At 35.6% G+C, this 14,801-nt stretch carries 15 protein-coding genes; 6 read left to right on the plus strand and 9 right to left on the minus strand.

Going from position 1 to position 14,801, the window contains the following annotated elements:
• Window positions 1-23 precede the first annotated feature (23 nt).
• From FB551_RS14815 to lpxB, 7 genes are all read right to left on the minus strand, one after another.
• Window positions 24-1,565 (minus strand): TlpA family protein disulfide reductase, encoded by a 1,542-nt coding sequence (locus FB551_RS14815; protein WP_142018009.1) that lies wholly within the window; start codon window positions 1,563-1,565, stop codon window positions 24-26.
• Between the two features lie 307 nt (window positions 1,566-1,872).
• A complete protein-coding gene (locus FB551_RS14820) occupies window positions 1,873-2,640 on the minus strand; it encodes a succinate dehydrogenase/fumarate reductase iron-sulfur subunit (protein WP_034693080.1) in 768 nt (255 codons plus the stop codon).
• Window positions 2,641-2,663: 23 nt separating this feature from the next.
• Window positions 2,664-4,676: a fumarate reductase/succinate dehydrogenase flavoprotein subunit gene (locus FB551_RS14825; RefSeq protein WP_047435492.1), complete on the minus strand. Its 2,013-nt coding sequence runs from the start codon at window positions 4,674-4,676 to the stop codon at window positions 2,664-2,666.
• A 15-nt stretch (window positions 4,677-4,691) separates the two neighbouring features.
• Window positions 4,692-5,354, minus strand: coding sequence for a succinate dehydrogenase cytochrome b subunit (locus FB551_RS14830; protein WP_047435493.1), 663 nt, complete (start codon window positions 5,352-5,354; stop codon window positions 4,692-4,694).
• Between the two features lie 145 nt (window positions 5,355-5,499).
• Window positions 5,500-7,272, minus strand: a complete 1,773-nt coding sequence (locus FB551_RS14835; RefSeq protein WP_226798701.1) for a ComEC/Rec2 family competence protein — start codon at window positions 7,270-7,272, stop codon at window positions 5,500-5,502.
• Window positions 7,273-7,413: 141 nt separating this feature from the next.
• Complete coding sequence (locus FB551_RS14840) at window positions 7,414-8,505, minus strand: glycoside hydrolase family 99 protein (protein WP_142018010.1); 1,092 nt, start codon at window positions 8,503-8,505, stop codon at window positions 7,414-7,416.
• A gap of 34 nt (window positions 8,506-8,539) precedes the next feature.
• On the minus strand, window positions 8,540-9,643 hold the full coding sequence (gene lpxB / locus FB551_RS14845; RefSeq protein ID WP_142018011.1) for a lipid-A-disaccharide synthase: 1,104 nt from the start codon (window positions 9,641-9,643) through the stop codon (window positions 8,540-8,542).
• A 78-nt stretch (window positions 9,644-9,721) separates the two neighbouring features.
• On the opposite strand from lpxB, the gene FB551_RS14850 reads away from it, so the two are divergent.
• A complete protein-coding gene (locus FB551_RS14850) occupies window positions 9,722-10,231 on the plus strand; it encodes a DUF2480 family protein (protein WP_079243308.1) in 510 nt (169 codons plus the stop codon).
• 111 nt (window positions 10,232-10,342) lie between these two features.
• Window positions 10,343-10,999 carry a DUF937 domain-containing protein gene (locus FB551_RS14855; RefSeq protein ID WP_062675778.1) on the plus strand — a complete coding sequence of 219 codons (657 nt, stop codon included), beginning with the start codon at window positions 10,343-10,345 and terminating at the stop codon, window positions 10,997-10,999.
• Between the two features lie 60 nt (window positions 11,000-11,059).
• Here the strand turns inward: FB551_RS14855 and FB551_RS14860 are convergent, their stop codons facing one another.
• Together FB551_RS14860 and FB551_RS14865 are read right to left on the minus strand one after the other, a co-directional pair.
• Entirely contained in the window at window positions 11,060-11,179 is a 120-nt protein-coding gene (locus FB551_RS14860; RefSeq protein ID WP_082002039.1) for a 30S ribosomal protein THX, read from the minus strand.
• Window positions 11,180-11,407: 228 nt separating this feature from the next.
• Window positions 11,408-12,802 (minus strand): MATE family efflux transporter, encoded by a 1,395-nt coding sequence (locus tag FB551_RS14865; RefSeq protein ID WP_142018012.1) that lies wholly within the window; start codon window positions 12,800-12,802, stop codon window positions 11,408-11,410.
• Between the two features lie 185 nt (window positions 12,803-12,987).
• Here FB551_RS14865 and FB551_RS14870 point away from each other — a divergent pair, with 185 nt between their 5' ends.
• The 4 genes from FB551_RS14870 to FB551_RS14885 all read left to right on the plus strand — a co-directional run bounded on the left by FB551_RS14870 (window position 12,988) and on the right by FB551_RS14885 (window position 14,744).
• Window positions 12,988-13,572: a DUF2975 domain-containing protein gene (locus tag FB551_RS14870; protein WP_142018013.1), complete on the plus strand. Its 585-nt coding sequence runs from the start codon at window positions 12,988-12,990 to the stop codon at window positions 13,570-13,572.
• 2 nt (window positions 13,573-13,574) lie between these two features.
• Entirely contained in the window at window positions 13,575-13,778 is a 204-nt protein-coding gene (locus FB551_RS14875; protein WP_082002040.1) for a helix-turn-helix domain-containing protein, read from the plus strand.
• A gap of 12 nt (window positions 13,779-13,790) precedes the next feature.
• Window positions 13,791-14,231, plus strand: coding sequence for an ankyrin repeat domain-containing protein (locus FB551_RS14880; RefSeq protein ID WP_142018014.1), 441 nt, complete (start codon window positions 13,791-13,793; stop codon window positions 14,229-14,231).
• Window positions 14,232-14,381: 150 nt separating this feature from the next.
• Entirely contained in the window at window positions 14,382-14,744 is a 363-nt protein-coding gene (locus tag FB551_RS14885; RefSeq protein ID WP_142018015.1) for an ankyrin repeat domain-containing protein, read from the plus strand.
• Window positions 14,745-14,801 lie beyond the last annotated feature (57 nt).

The following is a 14,801-nucleotide window of genomic DNA, read 5'->3' on the forward strand; positions in this document are numbered from 1 at the left end:
TTTCTATACTGTGTTAAAGTTTATTATTTTGTTGGCGCCGGCTGTGGATTTGCTGGCTGTGGCGCTTGCTGCATTGCAGATGGATCAAGCTGCAGTTGCGGCTGCATTTGTGCATTAGGATCTACTTTCGGAGCCGAAAGGCCTGTCTGCTTGTCAAGAATCGTTACCAATTCCTGTTCACCAAGGTTTACGAAAGATCTGCTGGCAATTTTACCATCTTTATCAATAATTACAAAGCAAGGTAATTTGAATCCGTATACTCCATATTTCTTAGCAATATCTGAGTTCAATCCTCCTTCTCCATATACATTTACTCCCTGAATTCCTTTTAATAAAGAATTACTTGTTTTAATGAATTGGTCTTTTGTATCATCAACGTTTACAAACACAAAATTCATTTTAGATTTATAAAAGTTTACTACTTCTTTTAATACAGGAACTGTAGCTTCGCTGATGTAAGGATTCCATGAAGCATAGAAGAATAACATATAAGGTTTTCCTTTGTTTTCAGAAAGCTGATATGATTTTCCGTCTTGTTTTGCTAATGATGCTTCAGGAGCTGCATCCCCTATTTTAAGTCCTGTAATTGCAACCTGCATTTTTAAAAGATCACTTTTAATAGTAGCATCTTTAATATCTGAATCGATGATCTTTTTAATCTTGTCAATATTGGCAGCCGGAGTCGTTGGATGAATATCAGCCTGAGCCATTACAAAGGCAAGAAGATAATCTTTTGCAGTTTGCGATAAATCTTTTTTTGTTTTTAAATACTGAGCGAACATCTCAGAAGTTGTAATCCCTGTTTTTCCTTTGCTGTTTGCTTCGGCATATTTCTGGAAATCAGGAGTCATTTTTACAAGAAGATATTGTCTGTAAAGAGGAATGGTTTTCACCATTGCATCTTTGTCTGTTTCTAACTGAGTTTCGTAATCTTTGAAAGCCTTAGAAGCTTTGAAAGAAGGATTTCCAGACATTGGACCGTGAGACATTTCATAGTTCGCAAGCAAGTTAAGAATGGTTACTTTCACATCGTTTTTCTTCCATTCCAACAATCCTTTACTTGGATTATTTTTCTTTGCAAGGTCATCTACATTTTTATTAATATCTGCTTCAATTTTATGCATCCCTTTCAAAAATGCAGCTTCATCTCCACTCATTAATACAGGCAGATTAACTTTACCACCATATTCTGCAAGAAACTTCATACTTGCCGTAAGGAAATCATTATTCTTTTTAGCATCTCCGGTAATCACATATTCATTTGGGAAGGTAGCTCCGTTTCCTGAGATATTCACTTTCTGCCCACCTTCAAGATAGATCAGGCTTTGTCTGCCAGCGTAATTGATTACGTACATTCCATCTTTAGGAGCATCAAAATTTCCTGAAAAGTTTCCGTCTTTATCAAGACCTATATTAATCAAAGGCAGGGTTCCTACTCCTGAAGCTTCTACAAATTCGATTCTTTCTAATGGTGAGCTTCCAGTAATTTTTCCTTTTACTTCTACTTTTTTTGAACAAGACATCACAAAGAATGTGATGATAAACAATAAAAGATATTTTTTCATTTCAATTTTTAATATTACACAAAAATACGCTTTTTAGGGCTTGTTAATTCACTCTAATTATTTTTTTTAAAAATTTTCTTATTACCATTCAAAAGGGATATTCCAATTATTGAAGACCATCTTTCTGAAGGTAAAAAGTATTGAAAGTTTTTTTCAGAAACGATTCAATTACCTTCCAAATATATACTTAATAAATAAAGAATAACGAAGATCAGCTAATAAGTTAACAAACTTTAACAGGATCATCTTTCACATAAAAAAATCGCCTCCAGAAATGAAGGCGATTTTTTATGTATTTGAATCAATTCTATCCTTGATCTGCAAGAGCAGCCATATATTCTCTGTTCATTCTTGCGATGTTTTCAAGAGAAATACCTTTAGGACATTCTACTTCACATGCTCCGGTGTTTGAACAGTTTCCGAATCCTTCTTCATCCATAGCTTTCACCATGTTCAGAACTCTTCTCTTAGCTTCTACTCTACCTTGTGGAAGTAATGCATACTGAGAAACTTTTGCTCCAACGAATAACATTGCAGATCCGTTTTTACAGGTAGCCACACAAGCTCCACAACCGATACAAGCAGCAGCATCCATTGCTTTATCTGCATCTTCTTTAGGAACAGGGATCGCGTTAGCATCCAGCGTATTACCGGAAGTATTCACAGAAATAAACCCTCCAGCTGCCATTACTCTGTCGAATGCGCTTCTGTCTACCATCAAATCCTTGATTACAGGGAAAGCAGCACTTCTCCAAGGTTCAATAACGATTGTCTCGCCATCTTTGAACATTCTCATGTGAAGCTGACAAGTTGTAATACCCGTATCAGGCCCGTGAGCTCTACCATTGATGTAAAGAGAACACATACCGCAGATTCCTTCACGACAGTCGTGATCGAAAGCAATAGGTTCTTTTCCTTCGTTAATTAAGTTTTCGTTCAGGATATCCAACATCTCCAAAAATGAAGAGTCTGTAGATACATCTGATATTTTATAGGTCTCAAACTGACCTTTAGTTTTACTATTTTTTTGTCTCCAAATTTTCAGCGTAAGATGTAAGCCTTTTTTTGCACTCATAATGTTATATTTTAGGTTGGAGATTATTTATAACTTCTAGTTTTAACCTCGATGTTGTCATATATCAGCTCTTCTTTATGCAACACTTCAGCGTTGATATCGTCACCCTGATATTCCCAAGCTCCGACGTATTTGTAGTTTACGTCATCTCTTTCCGCTTCTCCGTCCGGAGTTGAATGGTCTTCACGGAAATGTCCACCACAAGATTCATTTCTGTGTAGTGCATCGATAGCCATTAATTGTCCAAGTTCAAGGAAGTCTGCTACTCTGAATGCTTTTTCAAGTTCAGTGTTCATACCTTCTCCTTCTCCCGGTACTTTTACATTTTTCCAGAAATTGTTTCTTACTTCTTCAATTTCCTTGATTGCTTCTCTTAATCCTTCAGGAGTTCTTCCCATCCCCACTTTATTCCACATAATGTTCCCCAATTGTTTGTGGAAATAGTCTACAGAATGAGTTCCTTTATTGTTTAAGAAGAAATCAATTTTATCTTTAATTCCTTTTTCAGCCTCGTCAAACGCTCCTGAATTAGTAGGAATAGTTCCTGTTCTGATATCTGCAGAAAGATAATCCGCAATAGTATAAGGAAGTACGAAATATCCGTCAGCAAGACCCTGCATCAATGCAGAAGCCCCAAGTCTGTTGGCTCCGTGATCTGAGAAGTTAGCCTCACCGATTACGAAACATCCAGGGATTGTAGACTGAAGGTTATAATCAACCCATACACCACCCATGGTATAGTGAACTGCAGGATAGATCTTCATTGGAGTTTTGTAAGGATCATCAGCAGTAATTTTTTCGTACATCACGAATAAGTTACCGTATTTCTCCTCTACCCAGCTCTTACCTAAATCATAGATCTGCTGATCTGTAGGATTATGAATATGTTTTTCGATAGCGGCTTCTTTACCTTTTTTCATGATCTCAGTAGAGAAATCCAGGTAAACACCTTCCTGAGTATCATTATTTTCAATTCCGAAACCGGCATCACATCTTTCCTTAGCAGCTCTGGAAGCAACGTCTCTAGGTACAAGGTTACCGAATGCAGGGTATCTTCTTTCCAAATAATAATCTCTATCTTCTTCTTTAATATTTTCAGGTCTTAATTTACCTTCTCTGATCGCTACAGAATCTTCAATTTTCTTAGGAACCCAGATTCTTCCTGAGTTTCTTAATGATTCTGACATCAAAGTCAATTTAGACTGTTGTGTTCCATGAACAGGAATACAAGTCGGGTGAATCTGTACGTAGCAAGGGTTTGCGAAGTAAGCACCTTTCTTGTGAATTTTCCACGCTGCAGACACGTTTGATCCCATTGCGTTGGTAGAAAGGAAATATACGTTTCCGTATCCTCCTGATGCAATTACAACAGCGTGAGCAGAATGCCTTTCAATTTCACCTGTTACAAGGTTTCTTGCGATAATTCCTCTTGCTTTTCCGTCAACAATAACAAGATCTAACATCTCATGACGGTTGTACATCTTGATTCTTCCTTTACCGATCTGACGGCTCATTGCAGAATATGCACCTAATAATAACTGCTGCCCTGTTTGCCCTTTTGCGTAGAAAGTTCTTTTTACCTGAACCCCACCAAATGAACGGTTATCCAGCTGACCGCCGTAATCTCTCCCGAAAGGAACCCCCTGGGAAACACACTGGTCAATAATATTTGCAGAAACTTCAGCTAATCTGTAAACGTTAGCTTCTCTGGCTCTATAGTCACCACCTTTAATGGTATCGTAGAATAATCTATAAGTAGAGTCACCATCTCCCTGGTAATTCTTAGCTGCGTTGATCCCTCCCTGAGCTGCAATAGAGTGTGCTCTTCTTGGAGAATCCTGGTAGCAGAATGCTTTTACGTTGTATCCTTGCTCAGCCAATGTAGCTGCAGCAGAACCTCCTGCCAAACCTGTACCTACAACAATAATATCAATCTTATCTCTGTTGTTTGGTGCAACAAGGTTCATATGGTCTTTATGATTTTTCCACTTGTCTTTAAGAGGACCCGCTGGAATTCTTGAATCTAATTTACTCATACTAGTATATTGATATTATTGAGTTATAAAATGGAAAACTGCTACGATGATAAATCCTGCAGGGATAAGGATGGAATACCATGTCCCGAAAGCTTTGATCACCGGCGTATATTTTGGATGTCTAGCACCGATAGACTGGAATGAAGACTGAAACCCGTGAGCTAAGTGTAATCCCAATAGAACAAAAGAAATTACATACAATGCCACTCTCCAAAGATCAGCAAACTTTTCATGAAGCTCAGGCCAGAAACGTTCAGCATCAGGAGTTAATCCTTCTACATACTTGTAATTCATTTCGTGTAGCCAGAAATCATATAAGTGAAGCGCCAAGAAAGCTAAAATAACAGCTCCCGAAATAATCATATTTCTGGACATCCATGAAGAATTCACTGATGCGTTGTTAGCTGCATACTTTACCGGACGCGCTTTATTATTCTTGATTTCAAGGACAAATCCCATTACAAAATGGAATATTACTGCAAAACCAAGAATAGGCTGCATTAAGAACTGCACAAAAGGATTATAGCCCATAAAGTCAGATGCTGTATTAAATGCATCCTTGTTTAGAACTGATAACAAATTGGTTGTCAAATGCAGTATAAGAAAAATCAGCAAAAACATAGCTGATAATGCCATAGCGTATTTTCTACCTATCGTAGAACTCGTTAAACCTGCCATATAAGTTTAAATTTGAATTTCCACAAAATTAAGAAAGTTTAACAATATCGAAAAGTGAGAAATCTCACAAATAGACAGTTTGTAATGTTTCTAAATAAGATTTTCACCCATTATAAATACAGGAAAATGGGTAAATTCAGAACCGTCATTTCAGATTATAAATTTTGTCTCTGAAAACTACTTTTTGAATGGTAGGTGACAAGGTTTTTATCTCAAAATGGTCTACTCTCCTCGAAGCACAATACGGATTGATTATATACTGTAAAATCTTTGTCTTATTTTTCATATCCGAAATCCAGAAACAGACTCTGTCGCCATTTTTCACTGAAAAAATTTTATTTTTATTAAAATGATGAACCAATATCTCCTCTTCCTGATTTTCAAAAGCCGTGATTCCACTTCTTATTATCAGAAACAGCAACGCTACCGTCACCAGTCTCATCCTGTTTTTTACATTGAATTTGAGTATTGCCGGCCTTAATAAATATACAAACACTGATGCTGACATCACTTCTATTCCATTCATTGGAATATTTTCAAAGAACAGTACATCAACCTCAGCAAACCAATGAATCATCTGCAGCAGAACCTGAATAACCTCATCATATAGTCTATTTATAAGTTCAAAATCAATTCCCAAAGAAATAAGACCGGTCATTATCAATGAAAAGACAATGATGATTTCGGAAAAAGGGACAATGACAATATTGGCAATAACTGATATGAATGAAAACTGATGAAAATACAAGAGCACCAGAGGAAGTGTTGCCAGCTGTGCTGATAAAGAAATTGTAATGGTGTTATACAAAAGTTTTTCAAGATGGTTATTCTGTTTTGGAAAGTATTTCAGCAGAGGCTGATTCAGCCAGTAAATGCCTAAAACAGCCAGAAAGCTAAGCTGAAAACCCACATCAAAAAGTTGCTGGGTATCTCCAATCAGAATAAAAAAAACGGATAAAGCCAATGAGTGAAGAAGATCCGGCTTCCGTTGAAGCAAGACGAAAATAAAATAAACGCTCAGCATAATACAGGACCGTAATACTGAATTACCAAATCCGATAAAAGCAGCAAACAACCAGATGAAAATCAAACTGAGAATGATCGCATATTTTCTGAGTTTTAAGGTTGTAAAACGAGTCAGTAAAAAGTAAAAAATCCCAAAAATAACCACAATATGAGTTCCGGAAATAGCCAGAAAATGAACCAGTCCGGACTTATTGAAATCTCTTACAGTGTCTGCATCAATTTCCGTCCGATCTGCCAGAATAATGCCTTTCAGAAATTCTTTAGTTCTTTCTGAAATTTCTGTTTTATCAATTTTTTTAAGAACAGCAAACCTATATTGCTTAAGCTGATCTGCCAACGTTAAGTCATTCCGTTCTGCAGATACCATTTCTTTTGAAAGATAAACCTGGTAATCGATATGTTTTCTTTTGAGATATTTAGCATAATCGAACTGAAAATCATATAATGAAACCTGAGGTTGCGTAACGTAAGCTTTAGCTTTGTAATAGTGAATAAAATCCAGTTCTCCTCTATCTTTCGGAACGTAAAAAATGGCATTAAAACATGTATTTCCTCTCTGCGCTATGCCTTCGTATTTTCTATATTTTTCAGAAGAATTTAATTTCTGGGAGATCCTAAATGCAACTACTTCACTTTTCCTTGCCAAAAGTTCATAATGGGGTGAAGAGGTGTTATAGAAATGGAGAACAATTCCTGCTCCAAACAACAGAAGCATCAGAAAAATGGTTTTGGTTTTATGCAGAAAATAAGAATGAAAACAGATTAAAATCAACAATACTGAACAGATCATTACAACTCCATAAACAATGATCTCTGTCCATATCATTTTATCCTGAAAAAGAATTCCAAGAATAAAACATACTGCCAGAATAAGAAGAGGCTGCTTGTTCAATTTCCATTAATTATCCTTTTAAAATAGGCAATGAATGGGACATTCATGATCTCTCTAAAAACTAAATAAGCGTTCTGTCTTCCATAAAAATGTCAACAGAACGCTTAATTTTTTTTTCTAAAAATTACATTTAAAAGTATACTATCTCTTTTTCAGAAATTTATCTGTCAAACGTTTCGTTTCTTTGATATAAAATAAAGGATCTTTACCATAATCTTCATATTTGAAATCACCTGCCTTTTTAGGAACAGCAGGCTCTATTTGTGTTCCTTCATGCCATTCATTGAATGAGGTAATCCCAATAAATTCAGGATTTACTTTCACAGCAGCATCAAACATTTTTTCATAATATTTTCCTTTATCTCTGCTTTTGAAATTGGCTTCATTCCATGGACGGATTCTTGTATCGGAATAGCCAGGGCCCACACAAGGAATAAAAATCAGATGGTGATCTTTAGCGAAGTTGGCCATAAAATCCCAATTCGCAGTTGTACTTCCATATACAAATCCTTCGCTGGCAAAATAGGTATAAAAACCATCAAAGCCGGATGACTCAAAAAACTTTGCATCATCTTTCTCCACCCACAGCCCGATATAAAAAGCATCCAGATCTGTATTTCTGACTGTTTTTTCTCCATCTTTGGATAGTATTTTCACCCATTCTTCTTTAGGAATTTTATAGCTATCATAGACATAAAACAGAGGTTTCCCTTCCTTTTTATAGAAGGCATGATGATTGGAATACGTTTTTACCAGATAAGAAAGCTGCTCTTTTAATTCTGAAGTGTTTTTATAAAATGGCTCAATGTGAAATGCTATTTTTAAATCAAACCGATCCGCAATATCAAGGTATTTAATAAGACTTTTATCTGTAAACGAATCTTTTCCCAACCAACTCACAACGACCACTCCCACTCCGGATTCTTTGATCATTTCCATATGTTTTTCAATGATCTTTGTGTCATTGGAACTATAATTTCCAAGGGCAGGATAAAAATTAGCTCCGATATCATCTCCTCCTTTATGATGCCCCAGATTGTTCCACTTCGGATTGCTCCAGTGAGGAAGGATCTCATGATTCCAGTGTTGATAATCTCCGTCTGTTGCAGGATTGGCGTACCAGCCGTAATAAAATATCTGGACTTTATCTCTTTGAGTGTTCTGCTGAGCAAAACTGTTTGAGAAAAATAATGTGAGAGTCAGTAATAAAAAAAAACGGGTACAATACTTCATAGTTAAAATTAAATAATCAGAAACTCAGTACAAATTATACTTTCAATATCACGTCAGCAGCGTGCTCACTAGCTCCTTTTCCGCCAAGCTTTTCTCTCAGAAGATGATAATCATTCAGAACCTGCTGTCTTTTCTCTCCTGATATAATTTTATTGAGCTCTTCAACCAGGTTTTTAGTATTCAGATCATTTTGAATCAATTCTTTCACCACTTCCCTGTCCATAATCAGATTAACCAGAGAAATATAATTGATATTTTTCACCAATCTTTTAGCAATAGCATAGGAAATCTTACTTCCACGATAGCAAACTACTTCAGGGATATTCAGCAAAGCAGTTTCCAGTGTTGCTGTTCCGGAAGTCACCAGAGCGGCTTTTGAACATCTCAGCAGATCATAGGTTTTATTAGAAACAAAATGAACATTGGCATCCACATATTTCTCATAAAATTCTTTTGGAAGACTTGGTGCTCCGGCAATCACAAACTGATAGTTCTGAAATTGCGGTCTTACGGAAAGCATAATCTCAAGCATTTTTTCTACCTCCTGTTCTCTGGAACCTGGCAGCAATGCGATGATCTCTTTTTCGTTCAAACCATGCTCTGCTTTGAATTTTTCAATGCTGATTTCCTGCAGATCCGAAATAGCATCCAGCAACGGATGCCCTACAAAATGAGAGTGAACCCCATGTTTTCTATAAAAATCTTCTTCGAAAGGGAGGATGACCATCATTTCATCCACATATTTTTTGATAATCTCTACCCGCCCTTCTTTCCAAGCCCAAAGCTGTGGTGAAATATAATAAACGACTTTGATCCCAAGTTCTTTGGCAAATCTGGCAATTCTCAGATTAAACCCCGGATAATCTACCAGGATCAATACATCAGGCCTGTTCTTCTGAATATCCTCTTTACAGAACTTAATATTATTGAGAATGGTACGGAGGTTCATCACCACTTCCAGAAATCCCATAAAAGCAAGATCGCGGTAATGTTTCACTAACGTTCCGCCCTGAGCTTTCATCAGGTCGCCACCCCAAAATCTGAATTCCGCATTGGGATCTTTTTGTTGTAAGGCTTTCATCAGGTTGCTGCCATGCAAATCACCGGAAGCTTCTCCTGCAATAATATAATACTTCATTTCTATAGTAAGGATAGAGAACAAATTAAGACAGATATAATCTTAATTCGTAAATTTGTTCAAAGATAATGATAAAAAATGTCAGAAGAATTTGAAATCCGGAATAAAGTTGCAGAAAGCGGCCTTATCAATTTTGACCTTACCACTTTACTGCCAAAAGGGGAAAGAAAGGGTATTGACCTTAAAGATTTCCTTTTTCAGGAGATGATCCTGAAAGAAAAAGATTTCCGTGAAAAGGTAGATGCTATCGATACGGAACAATATAAAGACGCATATATATACATTTACAATTCTGTAGACACTATTATTCCTCTTTGGGCTTATTTTGTTTTGACAGCTAAAATTACAGATGTAGCAAAGAAAGTGGTTTTTGGAAGCCGCGAGGATCTTGAAGTCATTTTAATGCATAATGCAATCCAGACCCATGATTTTGAGGAAATGAGAGGAAAAAGAGTACTGGTGAAAGGATGTTCGGATAAAGAAATTCCTGAAAATGCTTATATAGAACTGGTAGAACAGCTAAAACCTATTGTAAAATCTCTGATGTTCGGAGAAGCATGTTCAAATGTTCCTATCATTAAAAACTAAGACCTTCTCAACAGCTCTCAGAAACTTTAACAATAATTGTGAGAAACGGTCATTTTCTGAGGCATATTTTTTGATAACTTTGGTGTACTTAATACTAAATAAACACAAAAAATGAGTTTAATTGACCTACTTACAGGGAACACAGGCAACCAGGTTGCTGAACAGGCTGAAAATAAATTCGGAATCAGCAAAAACCAGGTAATTGCCTTATTAGCTGTTGCTACACCTCTTATCATTTCTTATCTCAGAAATAAATCTCAGGATGCTAAAGAAGCAGAAGCTTTAAATAATGCTTTAGATAAAGACCATAACGGAAGTATTTTAAATGATGCTTCACAAATTGAAGCAAGACAGGCTGAAGGAGGATCTATTCTTGATCATATCTTCGGTGGACAAAAAAGTACTGTTGAAAACCAACTGTCACAAAACACAGGAATTTCAATAGACAAAATTGGTCCTATCCTTGCCATGCTGGCACCTGTAGTAATGGGTTATATCGGACAGCAAAAACAACAGAGTAATGTAGGAGCGGGCGGCCTGGGAGATCTTTTAGGAGGAATCCTTGGAAATGCTTCCAATCAGGCACAAGCTCAGCAGTCTAATCCTTTGAATGACATTCTTGGAAGTGTTCTCGGAGGCGGCGGGCAATCTCAATCATCAGGAAATCCACTGAACGATATTTTGGGAAGTGTATTAGGTGGCGGTGGGAACCAGCAACAAGGTGGCGGCTTAGGCAGCATCCTTGGTAATATTTTGGGAGGTAAATAATTAATTTAATTTTCATAAAAAAAGACCGGAGATATCATCTTCGGTCTTTTTTATTTTTAATTACTTTTTAGATTTTTCTGCAGAAGCGGCAAAAGATTTTGAAGCTTTTTTAGGTCTTCTTTTACCATAACTTCCGGAATTAATTTTTCCTCTTCTTGATTTTTTGTCTCCTTTTCCCATAGTAGTATGTATTTGTTGTTGTACGAATTTAAAAAATACAATACTAAAATCCAATTAATGAAGCTGTTAAAGTTTTATAAAAATAAGAAGGAAGCTGGAAGAGGAGGCTGGAAGTTACCATCAGGTTACCAATTTCGATTCTTAATCTGCAGATCAGTTATCTTTTTTCATTTTGCTAACAAAGGACTGTTTAAACATTTAATGCTGCCAGGAACATCTTCCAGCCTTTTAAACTTTTACCGTCTTCCATTTTCCTTTTTTAAATAGAACAAAAGCAACAATGGTAATTAAAGTTTCTGCGGCAGGAATCGAGATAAAAACTCCTTTTGGACCCATATCAAGATACTTTGATAAAAAATACGCCAGCGGAATCTGAAACAGCCAGAATCCAAAAAGATTAACCCAGGTGGGAGTCCATGTATCACCGGCTCCATTAAAGGCATTAATCATCACCATCCCGATTCCATAGAAAATAAATCCTATACTCATAATCTGGAGTGCATTCTTGGCAAAGTCTTTAATAGCAGTTTCCTGAGTAAAAAACCCAACTAAAAAATTACCCATAAAAAGAAATATCATACTTACTATCAGCATAAAAATGACATTATATTTTACTGTTTTCATCACCGACTGTTCTGCTCTCAACATTTCATTCGCTCCCATATTCTGTCCCACTAATGTAGAGGCAGCATTACTCAATCCCCATGCCGGAAGCATAAAGAACATCATCAGTCTTAAAGCAGTCTGATAACCTGCCGATGCATTTTCCCCTCCCGTAGTCGCTACAAGTTCCGCCAGGAAAATCCAACTGCATGAAGCAATGACAAACTGAAAAATTCCGGGAGTTGCAATTTTTATAATAGATTTAATTAACTCAAAATTTGGTTTAAAATAAGAAAGTTTAATTCTTATCTGAGTATCGGCTACTAAAAGATGATACAACTGATAAATAACCCCAATGCTACGTCCTATTGTGGTTGCCAAAGCAGCTCCTGTAAGCCCCAAAGCAGGAACTGGTCCTAAGCCTTTTATCAGAATCGGACAGAGAATAATGTTGGCAATATTGGCTATCCATAAGCTTTTCATCGCTATCATTGCATTTCCGGCCCCTCTGAAAATACCATTAATTAAAAATAAAAGCATAATAATCGTGCTGCTTCCCATCATAATTCTGGTAAAATCCTTCCCATAAGCTGCTGCTTCCGGTTTTGAACCCATCAGAATCAGAATTTCTTCAGCAAAGAATACTCCGAGTAAGCTTAAAACAAAAGTAATCGCAAATGAAACGAGTAATACCTGCGCCGCACTTTTGGAAGCCTGTTCCGGATTTTTTTCACCAATTCGTCTTGCTACCAGCGCTGTTGCTGCCATACTCATTCCAATCGCAATGGAATACATTATGGAAAGTACAGATTCGGTAAGTCCTACGGTCTGAATAGCAAACCCACTTTCTTTCAGATGGCCGACAAAATAAAGATCCACAAGCGCAAATACGGATTCCATAGCCATTTCCAGCATCATGGGAATTGCTAAAAGCAGTACAGCACTTCTGATATTCACTTTCGTAAAATCAGTTTCTTCACCACTGAAAGCTTTTTTCAAAAATTCAATATATTTTGTCATGATTCTCTTTAGTTTACTTAGCAAAAGTATCTATTCAAAAACAATTAAAAGTTCGCATATGAAAAGTTTTTAATATTTTTTCTGGTAATCTCCATGTAAAGTAAAATCAAATAAAATCAATTTTACAATAATAATTTATCGTAACACGATAAATTATTATATATTTACAACAAATAAAATATCTCATGAAATTAATTGGTGAAAAATCTATCTCCACTGTTTTAAATAAAATCCTGTTGGCTGGCTCAATAGCTCAATTACTCTATATAAGCTATATAATTTTTGGCTTCGTTATCATATATATTAATATACACCAGGGAACTCATTTTTTTTCCGAAACTTTTAAAACTGGAATTTTCAACAATGAATTAACAAAAACAGCTTCTGATTCTTTAGATTTTCAATTTAAAATACCATTATCTGATTCGATTATTAAAGGAAGTTACACCTTACACACTTTTATTTCAATTTCTTTTTTCATCGGATTTTACAGTCTGTTTACTTTTTATTTGTTTAGAATTTTCAAAGGAATGAGTTCGGAGATTATTTTTAATACAAAAGTTATTCAGGATCTAAAACTCTTTGCTGTGCTTAATATAATCTTTATCCCCATTTATTGCACTATTTTATATTTCATGGATCAATCTATATACAGCATAGATCCAATATTTATACTGCTCCATCTCACCTTAGGAATTATTATACTTTTTATTATAGAATTTTTTAAAAAGGGATATGAATTACAATCAGAAAATGACTTAACTATATAATCATGCCGATAATAATCAATATTGATGTAATGCTTGCAAAACGAAAAATGCAGTCCCAGGAGTTGGCCGAAAAAATAGGAATTACACAGGCTAATCTTTCAATTTTAAAAAATGGAAAAGCCAAAGCATTAAAAATTTCAACCTTAGAAGCCATTTGTACAGCATTGAATTGCCAACCTGGAGATATACTGGAATTTAAACCATAAAAAATATATAACATGAAACTCTATCTAACTTTAAAAACAATTATTGTCACATTCGTGCTATTTTCAATTGCAGCAACAGCACAGGAACTCACCAATGAGCACAAACAAATGTTAAGGTACGATAATACAGCTTATTTTAACAACCTCATCAACAAAGACAACATGAATGCATGCTATAAAATTGAAAACAATGCTTATACGTTGTTAGGCCTAGCTATTAAAATGAACAGTAAAGAAGTATTTCAAAAGCTGATTGATGAAAAGGCAGATTTAGAAAAGACTTGTGACGGAAAAACGCCATTGATGTTTGCAGCAAAATATGGCAACACTGAATTTGCAAAGAAACTCCTGGCAAATGGAGTAAAGAAGGATACTAAAACATCGTCCGGTTATACAGCTCTGGATTATGCCAAAAAATATGAAAAACCTGATATCATCAAGCTTTTGGAATAAGGATGGAGAACATAATCTGCAAAACAGGAGTTTTACGATTTTATAATTAATAAGAGAATAAGCTAATGAATAGAAAGATAATTATTATCAAAACTTAGCAATTGGTAATAAAATTTAATTTAGATTTGTATATTCTTAAAAATTATTCTTATGAAAAAAATAATCTCTACTACCTTTCTATTTGGAATGTTACTGTCTGGCAGTATGTTATCTGCTCAGAAGATGACTCAGGAAAAGATGAAAGCCATTTATTCTGATGATATAGCAACATTTAAGAAACAGTTTGCCCCGGGAGATTACAACAAATGTTTCCTTGTTGGAAATATACTTTATTCACCTCTTGGTTTCAGCGTAATGTCTGACAGAAAGAATATTATCAACTTCCTTTTGGATAGCAAAGCGAATGTGAATAAAAAATGTCAGAATAAAACACCTCTTGAAGTAGCTGATGAAACAAAAGGCAGCGAAGAAGTAAAGAGAATTCTGATCGCAAAAGGTGGTAACAGAATTTAAAAAAATCTAAAAACAATATATGAAACTTCCGAAAGGGAGTTTTTTTTATTTATAAAA

It is taken from the genome of Chryseobacterium aquifrigidense, from assembly GCF_006716485.1.
Classification (GTDB): domain Bacteria; phylum Bacteroidota; class Bacteroidia; order Flavobacteriales; family Weeksellaceae; genus Chryseobacterium; species Chryseobacterium vietnamense.

Bases quoted from the DNA above. Each gene is read 5' to 3' on its own strand.
- FB551_RS14815 (WP_142018009.1), bottom strand. From the start codon at position 1,565: ATGAAAAAATATCTTTTATTGTTTATCATCACATTCTTTGTGATGTCT.
- FB551_RS14820 (WP_034693080.1), bottom strand. From the start codon at position 2,640: ATGAGTGCAAAAAAAGGCTTACATCTTACGCTGAAAATTTGGAGACAA.
- FB551_RS14825 (WP_047435492.1), bottom strand. From the start codon at position 4,676: ATGAGTAAATTAGATTCAAGAATTCCAGCGGGTCCTCTTAAAGACAAG.
- FB551_RS14830 (WP_047435493.1), bottom strand. From the start codon at position 5,354: ATGGCAGGTTTAACGAGTTCTACGATAGGTAGAAAATACGCTATGGCA.
- FB551_RS14840 (WP_142018010.1), bottom strand. From the start codon at position 8,505: ATGAAGTATTGTACCCGTTTTTTTTTATTACTGACTCTCACATTATTT.
- lpxB (WP_142018011.1), bottom strand. From the start codon at position 9,643: ATGAAGTATTATATTATTGCAGGAGAAGCTTCCGGTGATTTGCATGGC.
- FB551_RS14850 (WP_079243308.1), top strand. From the start codon at position 9,722: ATGTCAGAAGAATTTGAAATCCGGAATAAAGTTGCAGAAAGCGGCCTT.
- FB551_RS14855 (WP_062675778.1), top strand. From the start codon at position 10,343: ATGAGTTTAATTGACCTACTTACAGGGAACACAGGCAACCAGGTTGCT.
- FB551_RS14860 (WP_082002039.1), bottom strand. From the start codon at position 11,179: ATGGGAAAAGGAGACAAAAAATCAAGAAGAGGAAAAATTAATTCCGGA.
- FB551_RS14865 (WP_142018012.1), bottom strand. From the start codon at position 12,802: ATGACAAAATATATTGAATTTTTGAAAAAAGCTTTCAGTGGTGAAGAA.
- FB551_RS14870 (WP_142018013.1), top strand. From the start codon at position 12,988: ATGAAATTAATTGGTGAAAAATCTATCTCCACTGTTTTAAATAAAATC.
- FB551_RS14875 (WP_082002040.1), top strand. From the start codon at position 13,575: ATGCCGATAATAATCAATATTGATGTAATGCTTGCAAAACGAAAAATG.
- FB551_RS14880 (WP_142018014.1), top strand. From the start codon at position 13,791: ATGAAACTCTATCTAACTTTAAAAACAATTATTGTCACATTCGTGCTA.
- FB551_RS14885 (WP_142018015.1), top strand. From the start codon at position 14,382: ATGAAAAAAATAATCTCTACTACCTTTCTATTTGGAATGTTACTGTCT.